Origin of the sequence: Sphingomonas aerolata (assembly GCF_003046295.1) — a bacterium.
In the GTDB taxonomy this organism is placed as follows: domain Bacteria; phylum Pseudomonadota; class Alphaproteobacteria; order Sphingomonadales; family Sphingomonadaceae; genus Sphingomonas; species Sphingomonas aerolata.
Genome location: NZ_PZZN01000003.1, coordinates 569194 through 589798, shown reverse-complemented (window position 1 = coordinate 589798; position 20605 = coordinate 569194). Strand labels below are relative to the sequence as shown.

The following is a 20605-nucleotide window of genomic DNA, read 5'->3' as shown; positions in this document are numbered from 1 at the left end:
CTTCGTCATGATATCCGTTACGTCAAAGAGGAACGCGATGGGAGGTAGGCTCGCGGCGCCGCCGGGACCTTATCGAAGTCATAGCCGGGCTTGGCAACCGCGTCACGCCTGGCTTTGTGTCCATCGGGCACGCCGGTCAGCGCTCGACTGCATCCGCCAGCAGCCCCACCGACAGCGCATAAAAATTCGAGCAATTATAGTCGAGGATTACGCGGTAATTGCTCGTGAGCAGATACGCCGTGGCGCCGGGACCGTCGGGTTCGAGCAGCGTCGCCATGACATGGTCGGCCGGCCACGAGGCGCCTTGCGTCATCACCCCCAGACCGCGCCACTCCGCGATCGTTCGCCAGCCGCTATGCCGTTCGAACACGCGCGGGCACCGCGGCGACACGAGCCGATTGCGTACCTGCGACCGATCGAATCCCTGCGGCACGGAGACCGCGACGCCCCAGGGTTGGCCACTGCGCCAGCCGGCATTGGTGAAATAATTGCCGATCGACGCCAGCGTATCGGCCGGACTGTTCCAAATATCCGCGCGGCCGTCGCCATCCCCGTCACGGGCCAGTCGAAGATAGATGGACGGCAGAAATTGGGGATTGCCCATCGCGCCTGCCCAACTGCCCTTGAGTTGTTCGCGCGAGATGCCCCGGTCGACGATCTTCAAGCCGGCAATGAACTCGCCCGCAAACAGCGATCGCCGACGCCCCTCATAAGCGAGGCTCGCGAGCGACCGCAGAATGTCGAAATTTCCGGTATAGCTACCGTAATTGGTCTCATGCCCCCAGATCGCGACCATGATCGATTCGGGCACACCTGTTTCGCGCTCGATACGCTGCAGCCTGCCCCGCTGCGCCCGATAGGTTTCCCGACCGCGTCCGATCCGCGCCGCGTCGACATGCTGCGCCTTGTACGGCGCGAAGGCCGGAATGGTGCTGCTCGTGCCGCCGCCCGGCTGTGCACGATCAAGCGCGATGACACGCTCGTTCAGCGTCAACGTAGGAAAGACGGAGTCCACCGTACGCGCCGTGACTCCGGCCGCCAGCGCTTGCGTGCGAAGCTGGGCGAGATAGGCCTGAAACCCCGCCTCGTCCTGCGCACATGCGGGGGTGGTGACCGCGGTCATCGCCGCGATGGTCAAAGCGCCACGTCGCAACGCACTCGATAGGATAGATTTTGCCCACATGCCGACCGCTCTGCCATAGGGGCGTCCGCATCGGAACCTCGCCCTGACGCAAGCACGGCTCGCACCGACGCGTGGACCGCCCGCCGCGATGCTTGCCTCCCCCGCCAGGCTATCGTTCGAGTGCCCGCCCCGTCCTACAGTGACGACTTTCCCAGCCCGCCGACACGAAGCTGCTTGCCTTTCGTCAACCGCACCCGCTAAGGGCTGCGGCGTCGGGGAGTGGCGCAGGCTGGTAGCGCACCTGGTTTGGGACCAGGGGGTCGCAGGTTCGAATCCTGTCTCCCCGACCATCTTCCATTAATAGCTGTTTTACAGCGGGTTAGCCGGTCGGCTGGCGTGGTTAACGTAGCATAAAAACGTAGCAGCCTACGAGACGAAAATCATTTCGAATTGAAAGCTCGCCACCTACCTTGCGGCGATCAATGCCGATCTGGTGACCAATCAATTTTGAATCATGGCGAAGCGCCCTGCCCTGTGGCGCTCCCGTGGCGGCTTGCACGGTAGACGGCCCAGCCTAATGCAGCTTCATGGATAAAACACTGCGCAATCCAGCTTGGTTTACAGACGAGCTAACCCTAGGACTCGATCTAAACGTAAAGACGGGCGGGAACCCAGCAGCAAAGGACGATCCCGACTTTGAGGCGCTGTCTGCTATCCCCAACAAGATACACCGGCTTAACGGCGGCGGCGGAAGGGATACACTTCGCAACCGGAACGGCGTGTACATGAAGGTGATGCACTTCCAGGCATCTGACTCGGCGTACCTAAACCAAGGTCAGGTCGGTATGCAGCGCGGAAACCGCCTCGAAGGCGTGCTGTAGGGGGGATAGGACGGTCGCCTAGCTGATCTCGCACCGAGCGCTCTTGCGGCCTGAGGCGAGAAAACAAGTGTCACGATCGCCCCCCCCCTAAAAGGCTACCCCTTCGCGCTAAGCGGGAAGGGGCAGTCTTTGAAAAAGCTCTCTTCGTCTAGTAAACGCCGCGTTGTGGCTGGGGCTCAGCCTGCCGCTTTATCAATCGTCCGCAAGTCAACATCTCGAAGAGACCATTCAACACCGACAGGTGTCGTTGGCCGCCGATCTATAGAAAAGCTTTGGCCGAAGGCAATTTCGCCAATATCTAATACACCGTCATTTTCGTACATTTCTCTCGCTGTCAAAATCGACAATTGTCCCTTGCCAGTCACTCCAACCAGGCTCAATATATTTCGGAATATATCCTGATACTTTTCCCGTAGTGCAACCCAGAATGTCGGCGGGCGGCGAATGTTCGCTGTAATGAAACTAAGTGCCAAGTCCCGGGACCCAGAGCAAAATGCCAGCAGTTCATCCACAGGCAAATCTGGCAATGTGTTATATATGAAAGATCGGTTATTTAGTAATCCGAATACAAAGTGATTGCGATTAAAGATCGCGCGACCTGGATTATGGGCAACAAATATATCGGACCATTCTTTTGGGAATCTCGAACCAGACGATTCAACACTTCCGTCATAGGGGATAAAGTCAGAGCACTCATCCCAGCATATACCTACTGACCCACCACTGGACTTGTTCGTATCATGGTGAATAAGGCGCCCCCCACCATAATAATTATGAAGAAATATCTTACTGCTCGATCCATTTGTTACATGAGCAGCTTCGGCAATGTACGAATCTCCAAGTTTAAATCTGAAAAAGTCGGACTCGTAAAAAGATATCCGTCCCAATGAAACCGTTCCGCTTGGCGCCTCCATCCAAACACCACCCTTATCTTTTCCCGCAATAATCCAATGCGGGATAGCTCTAAACCGCGCCGCGCGCTCTTTAATTGAAATAGGAGCAAATCCTACATTAAGTTCGTTGAATATAGACCCTTCCTGATTTCTCAAAAACTTGATCCACATGGACTCGAACAAGGACTTAAGTTCATCGGCCGTACCTGACGGATTATCAATAAATCGAAACCTATCGACAGATATCTCTCTATTATCTGTGAAATTAATCTCGACAGCCGTGCGACCTGCATAATGCAGGTCACCACCCACTCGAATACCATTCCAAGATTGGATACGAGGCGGTGGTTTAATGAAGGCTTTGACCGGAAAACACTTCGAGACCGATAGGTCGTCATTAATATCAATAAATGATACACATGCATTACCAACTAATCGCCACGATGGTATTGCTGCTTTCACAATCGCATTTGGATTTGTAAAATGAGCATCAGATTCAGAGGTAAACCATTCTATAGAGCTTAGGGCCTTTGCCTTCCTCTTATCGAGAAGGCGTTGAGCTCGAGCGGCGCTCTTTTCTTCGGATACTGTGTACAGCGTCGAACTCTTGGATCGTTGAGCAAATAGAGAGTCCACAAATGCACTACTGAGTTGATCGAAGTTATGTGCCCACGCAGGACCAATAGTATCAAATGAATTATGGGACGTTTCATCGCGAAACTCTATGGCGCATGGAAGGTGCCTGACCTGCGATTTTATGTATTTAACAGACTCACTGAACCATTCGTCAGGACTATCACCAAGAATATCCTCCTTTATTCTTAACGCAATCTCAGTACCACGGGTAGTCCGACCAAGTCTTTTCAGCTCACCAAAAGAACTCAACGTTTCAATTTCAAACTGCCAACCCGAACCGTCTTTATCGTCAGCTTCCTGACTTCTACGAGTTGTGAGTAGAAAACGATCGGCGAGCATGAAGTAACTGAGGACACCGATCCCAAACTTTCCAGTCCGCCCAATTGAAAAGCCCTTTTCTTTTGAAAGTCTTTCAAGCCTCCTGAGATCGCCACGTATTCCAGATCCGCTTATGAGAAGGCTTTTCTCAATCAAATGACGGGTCATTCCGGTGCCGTCGTCGGTGCATCGAAGCCAATATCGCCCGTCTTCTTTTGAAAATACGATGCGAATTTTATGGAGTTTTGCAAAAATACGCACGCGCTCCGGATCGAGAGCATCGTCATATTGAAGCCGTTCATAGGCTATTTGCTCTTGTACGGCGTCAAGTGCGTTTTGTAGCAATTCTCTTAGCGCTACGATCGGCTGACTATAAAGAGCCGTTCCCGATAGTAAGGATAAGACTCTCATACTATCGGGGCGAAAAGCACCTTCAATATAAACAAAAGAATTATCGACCTCTGCAATGTCGGTATGAAGCTTTCCAGCCCATGGCCATTTATAATTCGATCTCTGATCAACAGTTAAATTTCCTGTTGTGAAAGCACCCTCTTGATTCAATGCACTGCATGTTGCCAACTCCTGATCAACCCAATCAGCAGTTTGTAATACCGCGTTGTGTATCGGGGCACTTGATGTACGAGCAGAAAAGTTTGAATATCCGGTATTTTTGTCTAAGTTAAAACTAATACTATGGTCTTTGTGCCAGTAAATCCGACTACTTGGACTGATTGACCTTTGCTTCAATATTACTTCCGGAGTGCGTTCGGGAGCGAACTCAAGAACGTCTGCTACTCTAAGTATCGCTGCCAGGTAGCGGAGATTCAGTGGTCGTGACGGATTGCCGACCTGCTTCGCTGTGAATCGATTACTCCGAAGCTGAGTTATTCCCTCATGGTGACTACGACATAGCGTAACTAGATCCTCCGTCCATCGATGGTACAAAGCACCGTTGGAATCGGCAAGATTTTCTCGAATCCACTCTTCGCTCCAATCATTGTGCCGGCTTCGACTATAATATGCGACTATTTCCTCTACCTCTAAGAGCCCTTTCTCAGTTAACTTTCCACTAATTAGCGGTGGCGTTATACCATCACGATTTGTGTCAAGCCACTCTTGTAGGTTCTCCCGATCAGTACTTGGCAGCGTTGATTGGTCTGCCGTTAGCAAGTACGTTGAATGGCTACGCACCTTATCTCGCTGCGGTGACATACCGATGTCGTGACAATACGCCGACAGGATAAGCAGCGCGACTTCAACGTCTGATAATGATTTAGTGTCATCTTGAAGCAGATTGAACATTCTTTGCGCTACACGGAAAGAATGCTCATTATCGTGCAGGGTAAAATCCGGGGAAGCGGGCAGTCCCGCCCGCAGCGTTTCTTGTATACGTGGCATGAATATCTCAAGACAAAGCTTGACATCGTTGACCCCGTCTCGCTTTTCGAGGCCCTTCCAAAGCTCGGTCTCTTTCCACTCTCTCATTATCAGCTCATCCTGTTTTTTGTTATCGTGACAACCGAATGGACGATTTACAAGCGAGGCATCAAAATCTTTCGGACGATTCGCTTGGTCTCATAGAGGCATGCACTATCGAGGCGTTTCGGCCGTGCCCGCGTGATCCGGTGTCATGTAACTCGGTTGACTGGCACGGTGGCTGTTAGGCGATGCCTAGGCCCTAACGGAACTGATCGGTCAGGGAGGGGGCTCGCAAACGGTCGATTTCGTGTGGCGCTGCCAACCGTATCGCAACCTAGGGTTTGCCATTGGATCGTCAGCAATTATTTTGTGCGACCATTCCGATGCACCGCCATTGCCCTGCTGCCGTAGGCAGGGCACATAGGCCCTGCGGATCGTGAAAGACGGTCCGTGAGGCGTCGTAACCTCTCTGTCGCAAGGTCCGGTCAAATTTCTTGGCCGGGTGGCATGCGCGCATGTCCAGCCGGTTCGCCGGTAAAGGCGCATGCGCCTTGCCCTTGTGCTTGGTTACGAACGCCCGGCTTCTCGCCGGGTCATGCCTCCAACGAAAGGGGGTTCATGCTCGAACGCAGCATTCCGACAATCCTGTTTGCTATCGCCCTTTCGGGGTGCGGCGGAACAGGTCAATCTAGCGACACAGAGGTTAGGGACGCGGCCCTAAACGAGGCGCTGTACACAAATCTCGATATGCCCGGCGAAGAGGTTGAAGCGCCTATCGTTGCCAAAGCACCACTGCCCTCACCTGTGCTGGTGTCGGTCTGCAAAGCGGCTATCGCCTCATCGTTCGGGCGCAGCGCCTCCATCATGAAGGTTGTCAGCAAAACCGGTGACATTGTGCGGGTTCGATATAACCGCCCCGATGATGGTAAGCAGTGGACGAATGATTGCCGGGTAGAGGGCAATCGTATCCTCTGGCGTACCGTCGATGCCTTCCCCGGTGATGGCCCTGGAGTCTGGCGAATGCGGCCTGACGACGACGTTCTAACCTTTGAAATTACGGGCAATAAGGTGGCTATTTCGACAACCTATGCGGGCGTCGGCGGCACGACCGTCGAAACGTTCCCGGCGCTCTAGGGGCAACCAATGAGATTTATGGGAATAACGATCGTCGCCGCCGGTGTGTTGGCGCTGGCATGCGGTGGACCTGCATCGGCGGGAGCTAAGAAGACGAGTTCCTATGCCGTGAAGGTTGATGGCAAGGGCTTTCAAGTGAACCTGTACGCAGACGGTAGCGTGAAGGTGATCGTCGGCGGAATGGTTGGCCCTGCCCCCAGCTTTGGCCTTCGCGATCGGATGCGGCGTGCAGTTGCCGAGGCAACCAAATGCGAGATCACCGACGATTTCTGGTTGGACGGTAAGCTGGTCGGTAAGCTGACTTGCCCGCCGGGAGTCGTGCCAGCGGGGCGTTAATCCTCAATCAGCTATCGCTCACAAGTTGTAACTCATGAGCCATCCGCATGGCGGACTGCATCCTAAGCTCATAAGATATGACTCCACATATATGCGCCTAGCGCGTAAATATAGGATATCTTTTGAGCGACTCGGAGCCTCTATGTCCCGCATTGCATACTTTCGTTGTTCGACTTCGGATCAGAGCATCGGATCACAGCGTCAGGCTTTAGGCGGCAGCTTTGATAAAGAGTTTGCGGACGAAGGCGTATCGGGTGCTGTATTAGCGGCTGACCGCCCGGGCTTTGCAGCCTTAATAGGGTATGTCCGTGAAGGTGATACCGTCTGCATCTACGCTATTGATCGTCTTGGCCGCGATGCACTCGATATTCAGACGACCATCCGTCGCTTGATCGACAAAGGCGTGACGGTGGACGTTCGCGGTCTCGGCCCGATTGCCAAAGGTGTAGGTGAACTGATCGTCGCGGTTTTGGCGCAGGTCGCGGAAATGGAACGGCAGCGGATCAGGGAACGGTGCGATGCTGGACGTGCTGCTGCGAAGGCGGCGCTGGCGCTAACGGGCAAGACCCACCGGGGCAAGATCAGCCTTGGTCGTCCAGTCGTTTGTGATCGCGAGCAGGTCATAGCATGGCGAAAAGGTAATGCAGCAAGCATCGCGCGAACGGCAACCGAATTTGGCATCTCAACTGCCACCGTCAAACGCTACTGCTCACCGAAGTGACTAAGGATGCTGGCGGATGGCACCACGTCAGGGCAAGAATGCCGTACGTTGATCCATTTGGATGCATGCCGTCGTTTACCCCACCTGACCATTTTGAGGTTGAAGGTGTTTGAGTGCCGCACCATAGCATCGCCCTACTCAATGCGGATAGGAAATGGCGGCTGTTAACGAATGCCGCTAAGGGGGCGGTGTTCCATGATTAGCTTACTGCTAGGAATCAAAGTTGGAGGGGCAGCATTGAGCGCCACTGGGGCTGGGTATGGGCTTGCGGCCAAGCGAAGGTCCTTCAACACGAAAAAGAGATTGGACAAGCTTCTTGAAGAAGCTGCTGCTGGCAAGTTCGTTAGCCAGTTTACCCGCGCGGAGCTAGCAAACACGATAAACGGCTACATTCAACCTAGCTGTTCTCCGACTGACCCGACAAATTCTGATGACGAAGCATATCTGTCTGATATTCGAGAGCCTGTGTTTAATTACATGGATCGTGCAGTTTTAGACTCCAGCTCGCGCAATTACATAATCTTGCTTGCGGACTCGGGCATGGGGAAGACAAGTTTCTGCATCTCTTATCGCAGTCATTTATTAAAGGCGCACCCTTCTCAAGACGTTGCACTGATAAGTTTGACTCATCCCGAATGTGATCGTCATATTTCGCGCATAAAAAGTAAAAGCACATGCATATTGCTTTTAGATGCTTTAGATGAGGATGCGATAGCAATACAAAACGGTCGTGGCCGGCTAGACTCGATATTGGAACTAGCGGTCGATTTCCAGTCTGTTGTCATCACGTGCCGATCGCAATTCTTTGCGGATGATCACAGCATCCCCGTTGAAACTCCTATTCGCAGAATATCGCCGAGAGGGATAGGTCAAAATCAGAACGCTAATCTAAAGCGTTTCTACCTTTCTCCTTTCGATAACAAGCAAGTTAAAAGATATATTAATCGCCACTTTCCAGCTTGGGCAGTTCATAGGTTTGGTCAGCGGAGTCGGGCATTCAAGTTGATTGCTGACATTCCTGAATTGGCATCAAGACCGATGCTATTAGAGCGACTACCTGAAATTGCCCGTGGCAAAGATGATCTTCGAGAACTATATCAGCTATACGAATTCATGGTATCGGGCTGGGCCCACCGCGAACGCAATTGGATTCCAGAAGAAAAGCTTCTTGCGGTGTCACGAGAAATAGCAGTGCAATCCTTTGCAAGAAGCGGGCATCGTGCGCAGAGGATCACCAAGGGCGAATTGCAGAGCATTGCTAACCAGTTAATTAACAACGATCCTGACTGGAATCACCTACAGACGCGTTCCTTGCTAAATAGAGACAGTAATGGTCTGTTTAAATTTGCACATTTGTCTATCTTGGAGTTTTTAGTTGTTCAGTCTGCGGTAGAAGGCGACGAGCGCGCGCTTTCACACCCATGGACAGGATTTATGAAGCAACTATTTATTAGCTGGGGGTATTATCGTCACGGCGAAGAGGATTTGGCTAAAGCTCGGTCGTTGCTTACTTCGTCGAAAGCACGAACTTCCATACTGCCGTTGTCCGACTATTGGGCGATGCCGCCCCGGCAGGGGTTGCCGAACTTCAAACTGTCTGCGACCCGCCGACTTAATGAATCTGGCTCTTCGAGGTTGGCGATTCCGCAATGGCGGACATCCAACATTTCGCTGGATAAGAGCGGTGATAGCATCACTGTTAACGATCACGAATTTTTTCTTAAGTGGCATACGCAATCCGTAGTGCAAGCTGGCAGCGGTGGCATGATGATGACGTTGACAAGTGCACAGCAGATAAATGCTCGTTCTGATGCTTATCGATTTCCGTCGTATGACGAATTTATTAGTTTGGTAGAAGGTCTGAACGCAATCGGTAAAAGCGACCTGCTAAATGATGGAGTGTTCTTTCCAATATCTGATACGCCCGGAGAAAAGAGGCATCTTCTAGTAAGCTTAGGCAAGGCGCGTGAAACCGGAGGTATTACTAAGATCGTTGATAAGGAGCGACTTGTGTCGGCAACCCGTCGAACAATAACCTGCTATGAAACTGGACAGGCCCAAAGCCACAAATACGGTTCGCAAACGTCGGTCCAGGTTTGGTGGATCGACAAGCATTAGCTTCTGGTTCGATGCTCGCCACAGTTCGGAGGCTTAGCATTATCGTGGCTAACGACCACTGTTAGATGCCTGTCACTGCTCCTACCCTGTTGGGCTCGCCATTAGGTACTACGCCGGCGAAAAAAAACTTTGCGGTGGGAACCGCATCGGCAGGGTTCGTCATCGCTGTAGCCGTGTGTTCAATAACAGCAGCAGCATTGGTCAAAGCGCGACGGCGCTAAGCAAGCCGACGCCGCAAACTCGTTACCGCCGAAACGGGATGACGACAGCCAGATTTAGAAAGGTGGTGATCCCATCGTCAGCTACGGCTTGCAGAAAGGTCGCGTTTGCAGCGTCGTTAAACGCGAACGGATCATTCCATACCGTTGACGTCCCTTTGTCGTTGACCACTTCCAACGTCCGATCTGCGCCACCCTCTAATTTGTAGATCACGAGGTCCACCGTGATGCCATCTTGCGTAAAGAGGCGGGACAATCTGGACGTGACGAGGTTTGGGTCGCGGTCGGTCATGCTGCCTCTTACGGATCGCTGCTGCCAGTTCGACCCGTCCAAGGACGATAAAGTGAAGCCGTCCCGCCCAACCCCATAGAGGGGGCTAGGACGCCTGTAGGGCGCGCTGCGAAGCCTAACGTCAATATGTAGTGGAACGACGCAAGGACGCCTGTACAGCGCTCCGTAGATCGCTCTAGAGCCTGTTCCACACCGAAAGGGACGCGGACGGTGGCATAGGAGGCGGGTAAGGAGCTTCACCTGCTGGTGAAGGGCATCCGCCGCTTGCCAAAAGAGGGCGGAGCAAATGCTGGCGGCGCTCACTGACTCCGAAGTCCTAGGAATACGATGACCCTGCCACACCGGTCCAATCACATTTTTGCCCACATTTTTCCGGCATCCTCACACCTGCGGTTTAGTTTTTAAACGGATCAGTCAGCACTATTTCGCCAATGCCATTTTAAGCCCCGTACAGCGCTTGTTGCTCGTCAGCCTACCAATATAGCTCTCATACGTCTTCTGGCGTCGGCTGGTGTGTTTTTGGGGCTCTAATGAGGGTGCTGCCGATTGTTTGGCTCTGTCCGTCCATCGACACGCCCTGTCCGTCGGCATATGGTCTCGTCCTGAAAACGGGCCACTGGTGGTGTGTGCATATGAGCGACACGGATGATCTGATCGCCCCTATTTACGGCGAGGGCTTAAAGACGGGAGCCGACCCCGATGGGACGCGTCTTGACTGTCCCTTCTTTGATGATCGCTTAGAGCTTTGCAGGGCATGGCTTGCCGGTTTTAGTACGGGGCGAATGACACGAAACGCGGGCGGCTGACGCGCTTACGTTAAGGGGAGTGCAACCGGGCAGGCCGGAAGAGCGCAGGTAATCCGAATGATCGCAATAGGATGCCTATCACTCGTCATTCTACCCCTTATCGAGCTTGCTGTGGACGGCTACATCGGCGGTCTAGATGCCGCGATCTGGTCTGCCGGTGGCGGGCTAATGTTCGCGGTGCTGATCTGTGGGGTGGCGGCGATGGCTCTGGTGAAGACTGGGCGTCGTTGAAAGGCCGATAGGTCTTCTTTAAGGGGCGTTACAGCGCGCCTTTAATCTATGGAGGCATCCGAGAAGCCCTTCTGCGCACATTGTCTTCTAATGGCGCTCGTAGGGGCATTTAACGCCTAATCATCGTTGGCTGCCCTACGCGTCCGCAGCGATCGTGTCTCATAATTGCTTACAACGCACGCTCTCACCCTCAACCCCCTAACCCCTACTCGTATGGAAGAGGTTGGGGGGTGGGTGTGTTTTATTTTGATTTCAAATAGGGATATATCCCTACATGCTCGTGGAAGATGCTAGAGAATAAATCTTTAGCTATGTCTCCAAACTGTATTGGAACTCTTATAGAATCATGATTAGGAAGGGCGCATATACCTTTCTGTGACAGTAGGTAAGTTGCCTCTGTTGCTATCTCCCCCTCTTTCCACTGGTATGTATACCATTTAAGATCGCTATCCATGATCGTCTTAACCGACGGTATGGACGCTACGATTTCATCGGTGACCATCGAGAGGGGATATTGCCGTCTTAGTCGTGTAGTATCTCCGGCATCAAATCGCTTGCAATGCTCCCCTGTCCATTGCTTCGGCGTCTTTCCCCCACCAAGCGTTGAATTAACAAACAGCTTTACGACTTCCCGGTCTATGGACCCGGCCTGATATAGCTCTTCCCGTGCGGGCAGTGGCAATCCTAGCAGACCGTGTGCAATCGTCAGGTGGCACGCTGAAACGTCGATCTCGACGGTAGGCTCGTCGTTGATGAGGATGAATGGTCGGTATTGCTTCTTCAATGATTGATAGCCGCCGCCCACCACCGACAATCGCCCGCCCATGTTCCAGTCAAAAGCAGGGTCGTCGCCGCAATTGAAGCACCGGAAGAAACGGACGTCGTCGGGCAGTACTGGCTGTACGCCGTCGTAGCCCGGTGTTAGTTCCCATCCATCGGCCAGCGATAGCCTTTGTGCGGCCATAAAGGTGTTGATAGCGAGGATCGGTTCGGCAAGGGCGGCCACCTTAGGATCATCGATATCTACCGGTATCGGCCGTCCCTTTATCTTCTTCCAAGTAAGGGTGCGTCGGTTTCCGGCCCTTTTCTGTATCAGCGCAACGCTGGCGGCATTCTCCGCATAGGAGAAGTGAAACAGTCGATCACCCGGAGCAATCCCGGCTTTGGTGAAACGCTCGATAAAGAGTGCGGTTGGTACGATCCGGGTCACATAACCCGGTGCGTTCGCAAAGGCAGCGGTGCCAGAATAGATGGTAATCATTCCGTGACGAGCTAAATCGGTGAGTACGCGACGGCACGGTTCGTAGCCCACCGGCCCCTTGGTGAACGAGGCGGCGGCAAGGCGGCGATAGCATGGGCGCGGCGGGCTGTAACGGCTGGCATTTAGAAGGTCCGCGACAACGGCCCCGGCAGCAACGAGGTAATGCGAAGAGGGGCCAAGTCTGTTGCCCTTAAGCACGATGATATCTGCCGCGAGCAGTTCCACTGCATCCTTGGCTAGGTCCGTTTTCGGGCTACCGGTAAGGCTCATCGTTACGGAGGGCAGTGTTGCTAGCTTGGCATCTTGAACGGTCAAGGCCAGGCGGGAAGCATGTGCGTCCCGGTCGGGCGAACTACGACTAGCGGGGGCTACAAGAGAGGGCGGCGCAAGAGCTTCGGTAGTGGCGGTTTGCATATTGACTCCAAAGGGCGGCGGAATGCCGCCGGAGCCAAGCCAGATGACAGGAAATTTGCGGTAAGCAACAGCTAGTAATAAATCTTAGTTACAAGCTTACGCTTTCATAACTTTAGATAACTATATGTTATGTTTAGCTAATTAGTTGATTATCGGGTTAATATGCAGCTATAATCAACCGGACTTAACAAAATCATTTGGAATGATTATGCTTGCCTCTTGTCAGCAGTCTTTCATCTGTTAGTTAGGTCGGCTTCTTAGTCACGGATGCGGGATAAGAACGATAATCTTCACAGAATATCTTTGAGACGGGTCTTGTGACCAAATCCCACCTCCCCATTCTATGACCTTACGCCAAGTCCGCGTCGCCGATACTTTCAGCTATCTCCTTCGAAGACGCGCGCATTCGCAATGAGGCCACTGAAATCGACGCCTTGAAACTTAGCACTTTCAATCATTTGGTTGAGCTTCATAGCCGAGCCTTGTCTGGTTCGGCCGTAGCCGCTTGTTACAGACGTTTGTTTATGACCGATCGCAACCGCAACCTCGTTATCAAAGCACCCCGATTGCCGAAGTTGATCGGCCAAGCCGTGCCGGAACGAATGACTCCCAAATCCATCAGGACCATTCTTAATCCCAATCCGTTTTAAGTAGTCTCGCCAGAACCGCGACGGCAATCCTGCTTGCCCCCGATCATTACGGACCAAATCGGGAAATAGAGGATTGTCCTTTTGCGGATTGGCACCGCGCTTCTGGCGATCGACAAATTCTAAGAACCCAATACTCCGTAGCAACGAATGCATCGGGGCTATCCGGGATTGCTTGTTCTTAGTCGAAAGTCCTGCTTCATCGTCATTGGCGATCAGGAAGTACCATTCGCCATCTTCAAATCTTACGTCCGACAATCGGATTTGGGCGACCTCTCCAATCCGTGCGCCAGTGAAAAGGCAGATAAGAGGCAACCAATAACGCCAATCGTCTGCTCTGCATTGTCCAACTTTATGTTCTTCCTTGGGACCAACGAAGCCGACGAACAACGGCGATCGTAGGATCGTATTAAGCTGGTCAGCGCTGAACGGCGGACGAGAATTTTTCCTCTTGTCGGCATCGTAGAACAACCCGGTACAGGGGTTCTCGTTAACGTACCCCTCGCGCAACGCCCAAATGTAGAGGGCAGAGACGGCAGACAGGTACTTATTAACTGTGATGAGGCTAATTCCACGTTCGTTCGTCTGGTGCGCTTTCTCGACCGCCTGTTGGATAGATAGACCTTCATAAGCGGCGCGCTTCTTATAGGCCGATGGGAGCGCGGCTACTGCGTTCCGCCACTCTCTCAATTCCGACTTCTTTAGCGAATCAATCGAGCGATTTTCTCCAACATAGTCGGACAGAAGCTCGATCACCTTACGATCTTGGTTAAGAGTGTCCGCCTTTTTCCGTCCCTCTGACAGGCGTTGCGTCCGATACTTGTCAAACATTTCGAGCAACCCCTCCCCTTTCGGTAGCCGTTCCCCACGACGCTCGATAGCATTGCGCACGTATGCGGACGGACGAAAGTCGTCCGCCCTGCCTTCTACTTTGGCTTGTGCGCTAGCGAAAAGCTCGATGCCGCATTTGGCTAGGCTTTCGACAAAGCTACGGAATTCAAGGCTGTCATCCGGCAGACACCAACCACGGCTGCTAGCCGCTCGCCGGGCGACGGCTTCCCAATAAGTGTGGTCTTCCGCGTGGAAGCACCGAAGGGCATTTGTATGCCTCCGTTGGAACTCTGGCGCTAAGGCCCGATACGCATCTTCGCTGACGCGGGCTTTGGACCGAATTAGGTCGCTTACCCTACGCCCTGCTTCCTCATAGCCCACGGTTACGGCGACCTCTTCTAGCTCTCGCGATGAGGGTACGTAGGAGGTCGAAGATTCCGGTAGCGTTGCCGCAACCGAAGGCGTCGATGCGGCAGCGATGGTAGCCTTCCATTGGCCAAGGATTGGGTACGCAAGCGCTTCCGCCTGTTTCTTGTCGGTTACCCCTAACGACCGCGTGAACTCCCTACGCCCGATTGCTGGGCGCAGCGCTTTCGGAACCATCATTCGAAGCTGCCAGTGCTGCGAGTTATCGCGTTTGCAGAGATAGCAGGAGAGGCTCATTCGAAGCCCCGGTGGATAGGGTTGCGTAGCATATGCGCGTGGCATGGCACACCATCGATCGGCGGAAAACCGTTAGTCCTGATGCTACTTAGGGGAAATGACGGACTGCTACGTTAGCTCTTCCGATCCTGTCTCCCCGACCATGTTGCGCAGTGTCGCAGCGATACGGAGATGCCGGGTCTACTCCATCGGTACGATCTCGACGATGTCGAGTAGAGATTCGAAGCGTGGATGCGGCAGTATCAGCCGCCAGCGCCGGTCACCGATGCGCTCCATCACACCCGCCAGGTCGCGATTTGGGTCGGTGCCGTAGCGCATCGGACGCTGTTCGTCGCCCAACGCCATGCTGCCGAGGAAGATCGCACGCGGTCGCGGAGCCGCATCTGCCCGCGATTCGCGGTATAGCGTCCCGGACGGACGTTGCGATCCCCCCAGCCGCTTGAACGTCAGTTCCCCGTCTCCCCCCGTGCGTGCAGGCTGTTCGATGCGGCACGAGAACCAGCCATAGGCAATGAAGCGTGACGCGCCCGCTCCCGGCGCCCCGAGCTTGATCGTGCGACACCGATAGGTGCCGATCGGTGGCAACGGATCGGGGAGTGCCCGGTCCGGATCGAACAATTGAGGATCCGCGGCAATTTCACGCTGCGGGATCTGCGCAAGCGCATCCATCCACGCATCGCGCCAGTCGCGCAGCCTTGCGCGGTCGGCAACCGTTGCTGCCGTGCGCCATCCCGCCCCTCGTCCGGTGGGATCGGTTCGCTCGACTTCGGGGGGCGGCGCGCTGGCGATCCGTTTTCCGCCCCCGCAGGCGACGAGCAAGACGCATGTCGCCAACGCCCCGATCGCGCGTCGCGCGTCGACACGGGCACCGCCGACACCTGTCATGCTGCCGTCCAACCGCCGTCCATCGACAGATTTGCGCCGGTCATCGCGCTAGCCTCGTCGCGGCACAGGAAGAGTGCGAGCGCTGCGACCTGCTCCGGCGTGACGAAGGCCTTGGTCGGTTGCGCGGCGAGCAGAATGTCGTTCACGACCTGCTCGCGTGTCATCCCCCGCGCCGCCATCGTATCCGGAATCTGATCCTCGACCAGCGGCGTCCAGACATAGCCGGGCGAGATGCAGTTGACCGTGATGTTGTCGGTCGCGGTTTCGAGTGCGATCGTCTTGGTCAGTCCGGCGATGGCATGCTTTGCCATGACATAGGCCGACTTGTTCGGGCTAGCGACCAGCGAATGCGCCGACGCGGTCGAGATGATCCGGCCCCAGCCTCGGCGCCGCATATGCGGAATCGCCGCCCGCATCATGTGCCAGGCCGACGCCATGTTGATCGCGATGATCCTATCGAAGGTCGCGACGGGAAAATCCGCAATTCCCGCGACATGCTGGATGCCCGCATTGTTGACGACGATATCGCAATTCCCCGTTTCCGCGACCGCGCGCTCGACCAGTGCGGCAATCTCGTCGGGGCGGGTCATGTCAGCGGCATCGTAAAGCGCGGTCGCGCCGCTGATCGTGCTCAGCGCCACACGCTCCGCCTCGATCGTCGCGGCGTCGCCAAAGCCGTTGAGAACGACGCAGGCCCCCTCCCCCGCAAAGGCTCGCGCATAGGCAAGACCGATCCCCGATGTGGATCCGGTGATGACCGCCGTCCTGCCCGCCAGAAACATTGTCTCGTCCCCCATCTTGACGCGGCCGGAACGCCCCGCTCGCCGTACAACGCTTTGTCATGCCTTCCAAAGGTCGGCAGAATACGATTAGACCCGGCAAGCCAATCGGATGCAACTCCGCATCGTCCCATGCATTTCGTTACCACTCCAGAATGAAAGTCTTAAGACCATGCGGCTCGATGATTTCGACCCTAACATCAACGTCGAGGATCAGGGCCGCGGCGGCGGTTCGGGCGGCGGAGGCGGCGGCCTTCTGTTCGGCCTTCTGCCGCTGATCGGCAGCCGTTTCGGGTGCGGCGGCATCGTCGTCGTGTTGATCGTGATGGCGCTGTTCGGCGGCCTCGGCAATATCGGTGGCATGCTGGGTGGCGGCTCGTCGCCCAGCGCACCCTCCGGGCAGATAACGCAAGGTGGGGCCGGTCGCGGCGGCGAACAGGGTTCCGGCACCGACGCGCAGTCGATCTGCACGCTGAACCCCGAGCGACGCGCCGCGTGCAACGCCTTCAGCTCGGCGCAGAAGACCTGGGCCGCGATCTTCGCGAAGAACGGCGAGCAATTCCAGGCGCCCAAGCTCAGCTTCTTCGACGAGAATGGCCGTTCAGGCTGCGGCGCGGCACAAGCGGCGATGGGGCCCTTCTACTGCCCGACCGACAACGGAATCTTTCTCGACACCAGCTTCTTCGATGAGTTGGCCAACCGGTTCGGCGCACGCGGTGACTTTGCGCAGGATTACGTCATCGCGCATGAATTCGGTCACCACATCCAGAATCTGGTCGGCACGTCGAGCCAGGTTTCACGCGCGCAGCAGCGCGCTGGTTCGAGCGAGGGTAATGCGCTGTCGGTTCGTCTGGAGCTCCAGGCGGACTGTTTCGCCGGTGTCTGGGCGGCCGCCAATCGCGATCGTCTCGAACCCGGTGACATCGAGGAGGGCATGACCGCTGCGCAGGCGATCGGCGACGACACGCTTCAGAAGCAGGCTCAGGGCCGGGTCGTGCCGGACAGCTTCACGCACGGCACCTCGGCGCAGCGTCAGACCTGGCTTCGCCGTGGTCTAGACAGCGGGGACCCGAAGGTGTGCGACACCTTCTCCGGCGCGATCTGAATGAATGCCCCCTCCCGCACTACCGGGAGGGGGCTAAATGCTCAGAGCTTGACGAGCATCTTGCCGGTATTTCCACCCGAAAACAGTCCGAGAAACGCGTCGGGCATTGCGTCGAGGCCATCATGCACGGTTTCCTGCCGCTGCAACGTGCCCGCCTTCAGCAGGGCGCCCATGTCCGTATAGAACTCCGCAGCCCGATCCATGAAATCGCTGACGATGAAGCCGCGGATCTGGATACGGTTACCGATCAGCCTTGCGAGATAGCGCAGTTCAGTCGCCGCGCCGCTGTTGTAGACGTCGATCATGCCACAGATCGCGAACCGGGCGTGCAGCTTGGCGTGCGCCAATGCCGCATCGAGATGTTCGCCGCCGACATTATCAAAATACACGTCAATGCCGCCCGACCCGAGCGCGGCCACAGCTTCGCCTAGAGCTTTCACGACCGGCGTACCGGACTTGTAGTCGATCACGGCATCAGCGCCGAGCGACTTGACGCAGGCGCATTTGTCCGCGCCGCCTGCCGAGCCGATCACCGTCATGCCCTTGGCCTTGGCGACCTGAACGACGGTCGAGCCCACCGCGCCCGCCGCGGCCGAAACGAAGACGGTATCGCCGGACTTGGCAGCGGCAACCTCGAGCAAACCGAAATAGGCGGTCATGCCCGGCATGCCGAGCTGCCCCAGAAATGCCTGTGGATCGACCGCCAGATCCGGCAGCTTCTGGACCTGGTTTGCCGGCAGCGTCGCTTCGTCGCGCCACCCCGCCATATGCTGGACGAGATCACCCGCCTTGAGACCCTCGGCCCGGCTTTCCACGACTTCGCCGATCGCACCGCCCTGCATCGGCTTGCCCAGCTCGAACGGCGGGGTGTAGCTTTTCACGTCGTTCATGCGACCGCGCATATAGGGATCGACCGAGAGCCAGCGGTTGGCGATGCGCACTTCGCCGTCGGCCAGTTCGGACTGTGAAACGTCGATCATCTCAAAGTCGGTATGCTTTGGCATGCCTTGTGGACGCGTCTTCAGGCTCCATGCACGGGACATTCTTGACTCCTGTCGTTGAGGTTTCATGACTCGGGTATGGCGCAGAACGGATCCCCCGCCAAGCGGCAGAGCACACATGACGTGCCCGTCTACAGCGAGCCTACCCGTCAATCGCCCGCGCCCTGATCGAAGTTCCGCCGGCCGTTGCCGGGTGCGCCCGTGCGAGCGGCGTTCGCGATGAATGTCCCGTGTCCAAAACATGAGGGGGAGAGCGCGGCGGTGGATTGCAAGCCGGCGGCGCCATCGCTAATATCGCAAGATCCGGCGTCGCCGGACCGCGCGGGGCCGTAGCTCAGATGGGAGAGCGCTGCAATCGCACTGCAGAGGTCAGGGGTTCGATTCCCCTCGGCTCCACCAGCGCGACCTATTCAATACTGTTACCGTCTTCGACAAAGCGGCAAGTGAGGGCGTGTTCGGCGTCGGAGCGGACGGCGGCGCTGATAGAATCTCTATCCTGGGCGGCGGCAGGATCAGCCCGTCACAGCGGGGTCCACAGACGCCAATCGGCCTCCGCATCTGCCGTTTCGGTCTGACGTTCCCACCGCAGATACGTCAGACGATCGCGCAGCTGCGGCTCGCGTGCATGCTGCTCCAGCTTCGCCAGCGAGGCGAGCGACGATGGCCCCAGCAGCCCCATATAGCAAAGGTCGCGCGGCGGCCCCGCCTTACCCATTTTGAGCGCTGTGCGGACATTCCAAGTCGCCGCGACCGCGCCAAGATCCACGACGCTCGCCGTCACCAACACAGTCACAGCCGCCAGCGCATTGGCGTTGATCAGCCACGCTGCCGACCTATTGAAAAGCAATTGCCAGCCGATCAGCGCCAGGCCCGTGGCCACAAGCCCCATCCATGCGAGTGCCGACAGTCGAAGCACCGTCATCCCGTAGGCGTCGACATAATCGAGCGTTCGCAATGCACTCGACGCGACCAGCAGCAGGTTCTGGACGAGCCAGACCGTCACCAGCCGCCGCACCAGCGGACGCGACGCGGCTGTACTGCCCGGACGTAATGCCAACAGCACGAATACGCCGGCGAGCGCTGCCGTTACGCTCAACGAATACGTGCCACGGTGCGCATAGTCCGCCATCGTCACGCCCGAGGGCATTCCCGCGCCGCTCGACAGGAACAAAATGTCGAGCCCATTCTCAACCGCGATGACCATATTGAACGTCACGAGTAAGAGGGTCAGCTGCGCCACCGCCGGATCGAACACCGTACCAATCGAGTGATCGCCAAAACGCGATGGCCCCGTCGTGTGAGGACTTGGCCTCAGGCTTGCCCAGACGGTCATCAACACGCACAGGCCGAACAGCGTGCGCCACGTTGTCGCCCACGGATCCGGCAGCACGATTTGCGAAAACGCCCGACCGATTGGCGGGTTGGCGCTCGCGAACAGCCCAAGGAACGTCGCGCCGCCTACTAGAGGCGACGCGGCGACGGCCCCGATAGCGCGGAAGCCGCTGGAGGGCAGTCCTCGACGCTGGTGGACCATCGACAGCTGCGCCGCATCCTTGAACGGCGCAATAGCGGCGGACATCGCGTACCATCCGAGCCTGCGCGCCCAGGCGAGCGCATCGTCGAACCGCTGCCGCGGCAGGAGTGCGGCAAGCGAGACAGCCGTCCAGAACAGAACCCAGCCGAGGAAGCTTGGATCGTCGACGAGTACCACCGCCAATCCGGCGCCGGAAACCAACGCCAGTCGCGCCGATCCGTCTTTCCAGATCCCCCGTCGCGTCAGGAACAGGGCGGTAATCCAGGCCAAAGCGAACCCACCAACCACCGCGCCATTGCCGTCGTCGATCAGTATCTCCGCCAGGAAAGGCAGCGCCGATCTTGGCCATCAGTCTTCCA

Annotated in this window: 15 protein-coding genes and 2 tRNA genes; 8 read left to right on the top strand and 9 right to left on the bottom strand. The window is 56.1% G+C overall.

Going from position 1 to position 20605, the window contains the following annotated elements:
* Window positions 1–136: 136 nt before the first annotated feature.
* On the bottom strand, window positions 137–1138 hold the full coding sequence (locus C8J24_RS15205; RefSeq protein WP_167396784.1) for a lytic murein transglycosylase: 1002 nt from the start codon (window positions 1136–1138) through the stop codon (window positions 137–139).
* A 258-nt stretch (window positions 1139–1396) separates the two neighbouring features.
* On the opposite strand from C8J24_RS15205, the gene C8J24_RS15200 reads away from it, so the two are divergent.
* Window positions 1397–1473 (top strand) — tRNA-Pro (locus tag C8J24_RS15200).
* A gap of 237 nt (window positions 1474–1710) precedes the next feature.
* Complete coding sequence (locus C8J24_RS15195; RefSeq protein WP_107933680.1) at window positions 1711–2004, top strand: hypothetical protein; 294 nt, start codon at window positions 1711–1713, stop codon at window positions 2002–2004.
* Between the two features lie 176 nt (window positions 2005–2180).
* Here C8J24_RS15195 and C8J24_RS15190 read toward each other — a convergent pair whose 3' ends face one another.
* Window positions 2181–5336, bottom strand: coding sequence for an HD domain-containing protein (locus tag C8J24_RS15190; protein WP_107934279.1), 3156 nt, complete (start codon window positions 5334–5336; stop codon window positions 2181–2183).
* A 552-nt stretch (window positions 5337–5888) separates the two neighbouring features.
* On the opposite strand from C8J24_RS15190, the gene C8J24_RS15185 reads away from it, so the two are divergent.
* The 4 genes from C8J24_RS15185 (at window position 5889) to C8J24_RS17410 (ending at window position 9579) form a co-directional block, all read left to right on the top strand.
* Entirely contained in the window at window positions 5889–6404 is a 516-nt protein-coding gene (locus C8J24_RS15185; protein WP_107933677.1) for a hypothetical protein, read from the top strand.
* A 9-nt stretch (window positions 6405–6413) separates the two neighbouring features.
* Window positions 6414–6740: a hypothetical protein gene (locus C8J24_RS15180; protein ID WP_107933675.1), complete on the top strand. Its 327-nt coding sequence runs from the start codon at window positions 6414–6416 to the stop codon at window positions 6738–6740.
* A 142-nt stretch (window positions 6741–6882) separates the two neighbouring features.
* Window positions 6883–7461 carry a recombinase family protein gene (locus C8J24_RS15175; protein WP_107933673.1) on the top strand — a complete coding sequence of 193 codons (579 nt, stop codon included), beginning with the start codon at window positions 6883–6885 and terminating at the stop codon, window positions 7459–7461.
* Between the two features lie 303 nt (window positions 7462–7764).
* Window positions 7765–9579: an NACHT domain-containing protein gene (locus C8J24_RS17410; RefSeq protein WP_167396783.1), complete on the top strand. Its 1815-nt coding sequence runs from the start codon at window positions 7765–7767 to the stop codon at window positions 9577–9579.
* Between the two features lie 243 nt (window positions 9580–9822).
* Here the strand turns inward: C8J24_RS17410 and C8J24_RS15170 are convergent, their stop codons facing one another.
* From C8J24_RS15170 to C8J24_RS15155, 5 genes are all read right to left on the bottom strand, one after another.
* On the bottom strand, window positions 9823–10089 hold the full coding sequence (locus tag C8J24_RS15170; protein WP_107933671.1) for a hypothetical protein: 267 nt from the start codon (window positions 10087–10089) through the stop codon (window positions 9823–9825).
* A 1278-nt stretch (window positions 10090–11367) separates the two neighbouring features.
* Window positions 11368–12612 (bottom strand): hypothetical protein, encoded by a 1245-nt coding sequence (locus C8J24_RS17405; RefSeq protein WP_167396782.1) that lies wholly within the window; start codon window positions 12610–12612, stop codon window positions 11368–11370.
* A 566-nt stretch (window positions 12613–13178) separates the two neighbouring features.
* Complete coding sequence (locus tag C8J24_RS15165; RefSeq protein WP_338110819.1) at window positions 13179–14942, bottom strand: tyrosine-type recombinase/integrase; 1764 nt, start codon at window positions 14940–14942, stop codon at window positions 13179–13181.
* 180 nt (window positions 14943–15122) lie between these two features.
* Window positions 15123–15827 (bottom strand): DUF4893 domain-containing protein, encoded by a 705-nt coding sequence (locus C8J24_RS15160; protein ID WP_107934277.1) that lies wholly within the window; start codon window positions 15825–15827, stop codon window positions 15123–15125.
* Window positions 15824–16609 carry a 3-hydroxybutyrate dehydrogenase gene (locus C8J24_RS15155; protein ID WP_031393357.1) on the bottom strand — a complete coding sequence of 262 codons (786 nt, stop codon included), beginning with the start codon at window positions 16607–16609 and terminating at the stop codon, window positions 15824–15826. The genes C8J24_RS15160 and C8J24_RS15155 overlap by 4 nt, the downstream gene beginning before the upstream one ends.
* Before the next feature lie 169 nt (window positions 16610–16778).
* On the opposite strand from C8J24_RS15155, the gene ypfJ reads away from it, so the two are divergent.
* Window positions 16779–17711, top strand: a complete 933-nt coding sequence (gene ypfJ, locus C8J24_RS15150) for a KPN_02809 family neutral zinc metallopeptidase (protein WP_107933667.1) — start codon at window positions 16779–16781, stop codon at window positions 17709–17711.
* Between the two features lie 41 nt (window positions 17712–17752).
* Here ypfJ and C8J24_RS15145 read toward each other — a convergent pair whose 3' ends face one another.
* Window positions 17753–18754, bottom strand: a complete 1002-nt coding sequence (locus C8J24_RS15145) for an NADP-dependent oxidoreductase (protein WP_107933665.1) — start codon at window positions 18752–18754, stop codon at window positions 17753–17755.
* A gap of 281 nt (window positions 18755–19035) precedes the next feature.
* On the opposite strand from C8J24_RS15145, the gene C8J24_RS15140 reads away from it, so the two are divergent.
* Window positions 19036–19111: transfer RNA gene (locus C8J24_RS15140), tRNA-Ala, on the top strand.
* Window positions 19112–19232: 121 nt separating this feature from the next.
* Here C8J24_RS15140 and C8J24_RS15135 read toward each other — a convergent pair.
* Window positions 19233–20516, bottom strand: a complete 1284-nt coding sequence (locus C8J24_RS15135) for a DUF4153 domain-containing protein (RefSeq protein ID WP_146163710.1) — start codon at window positions 20514–20516, stop codon at window positions 19233–19235.
* Window positions 20517–20605 lie beyond the last annotated feature (89 nt).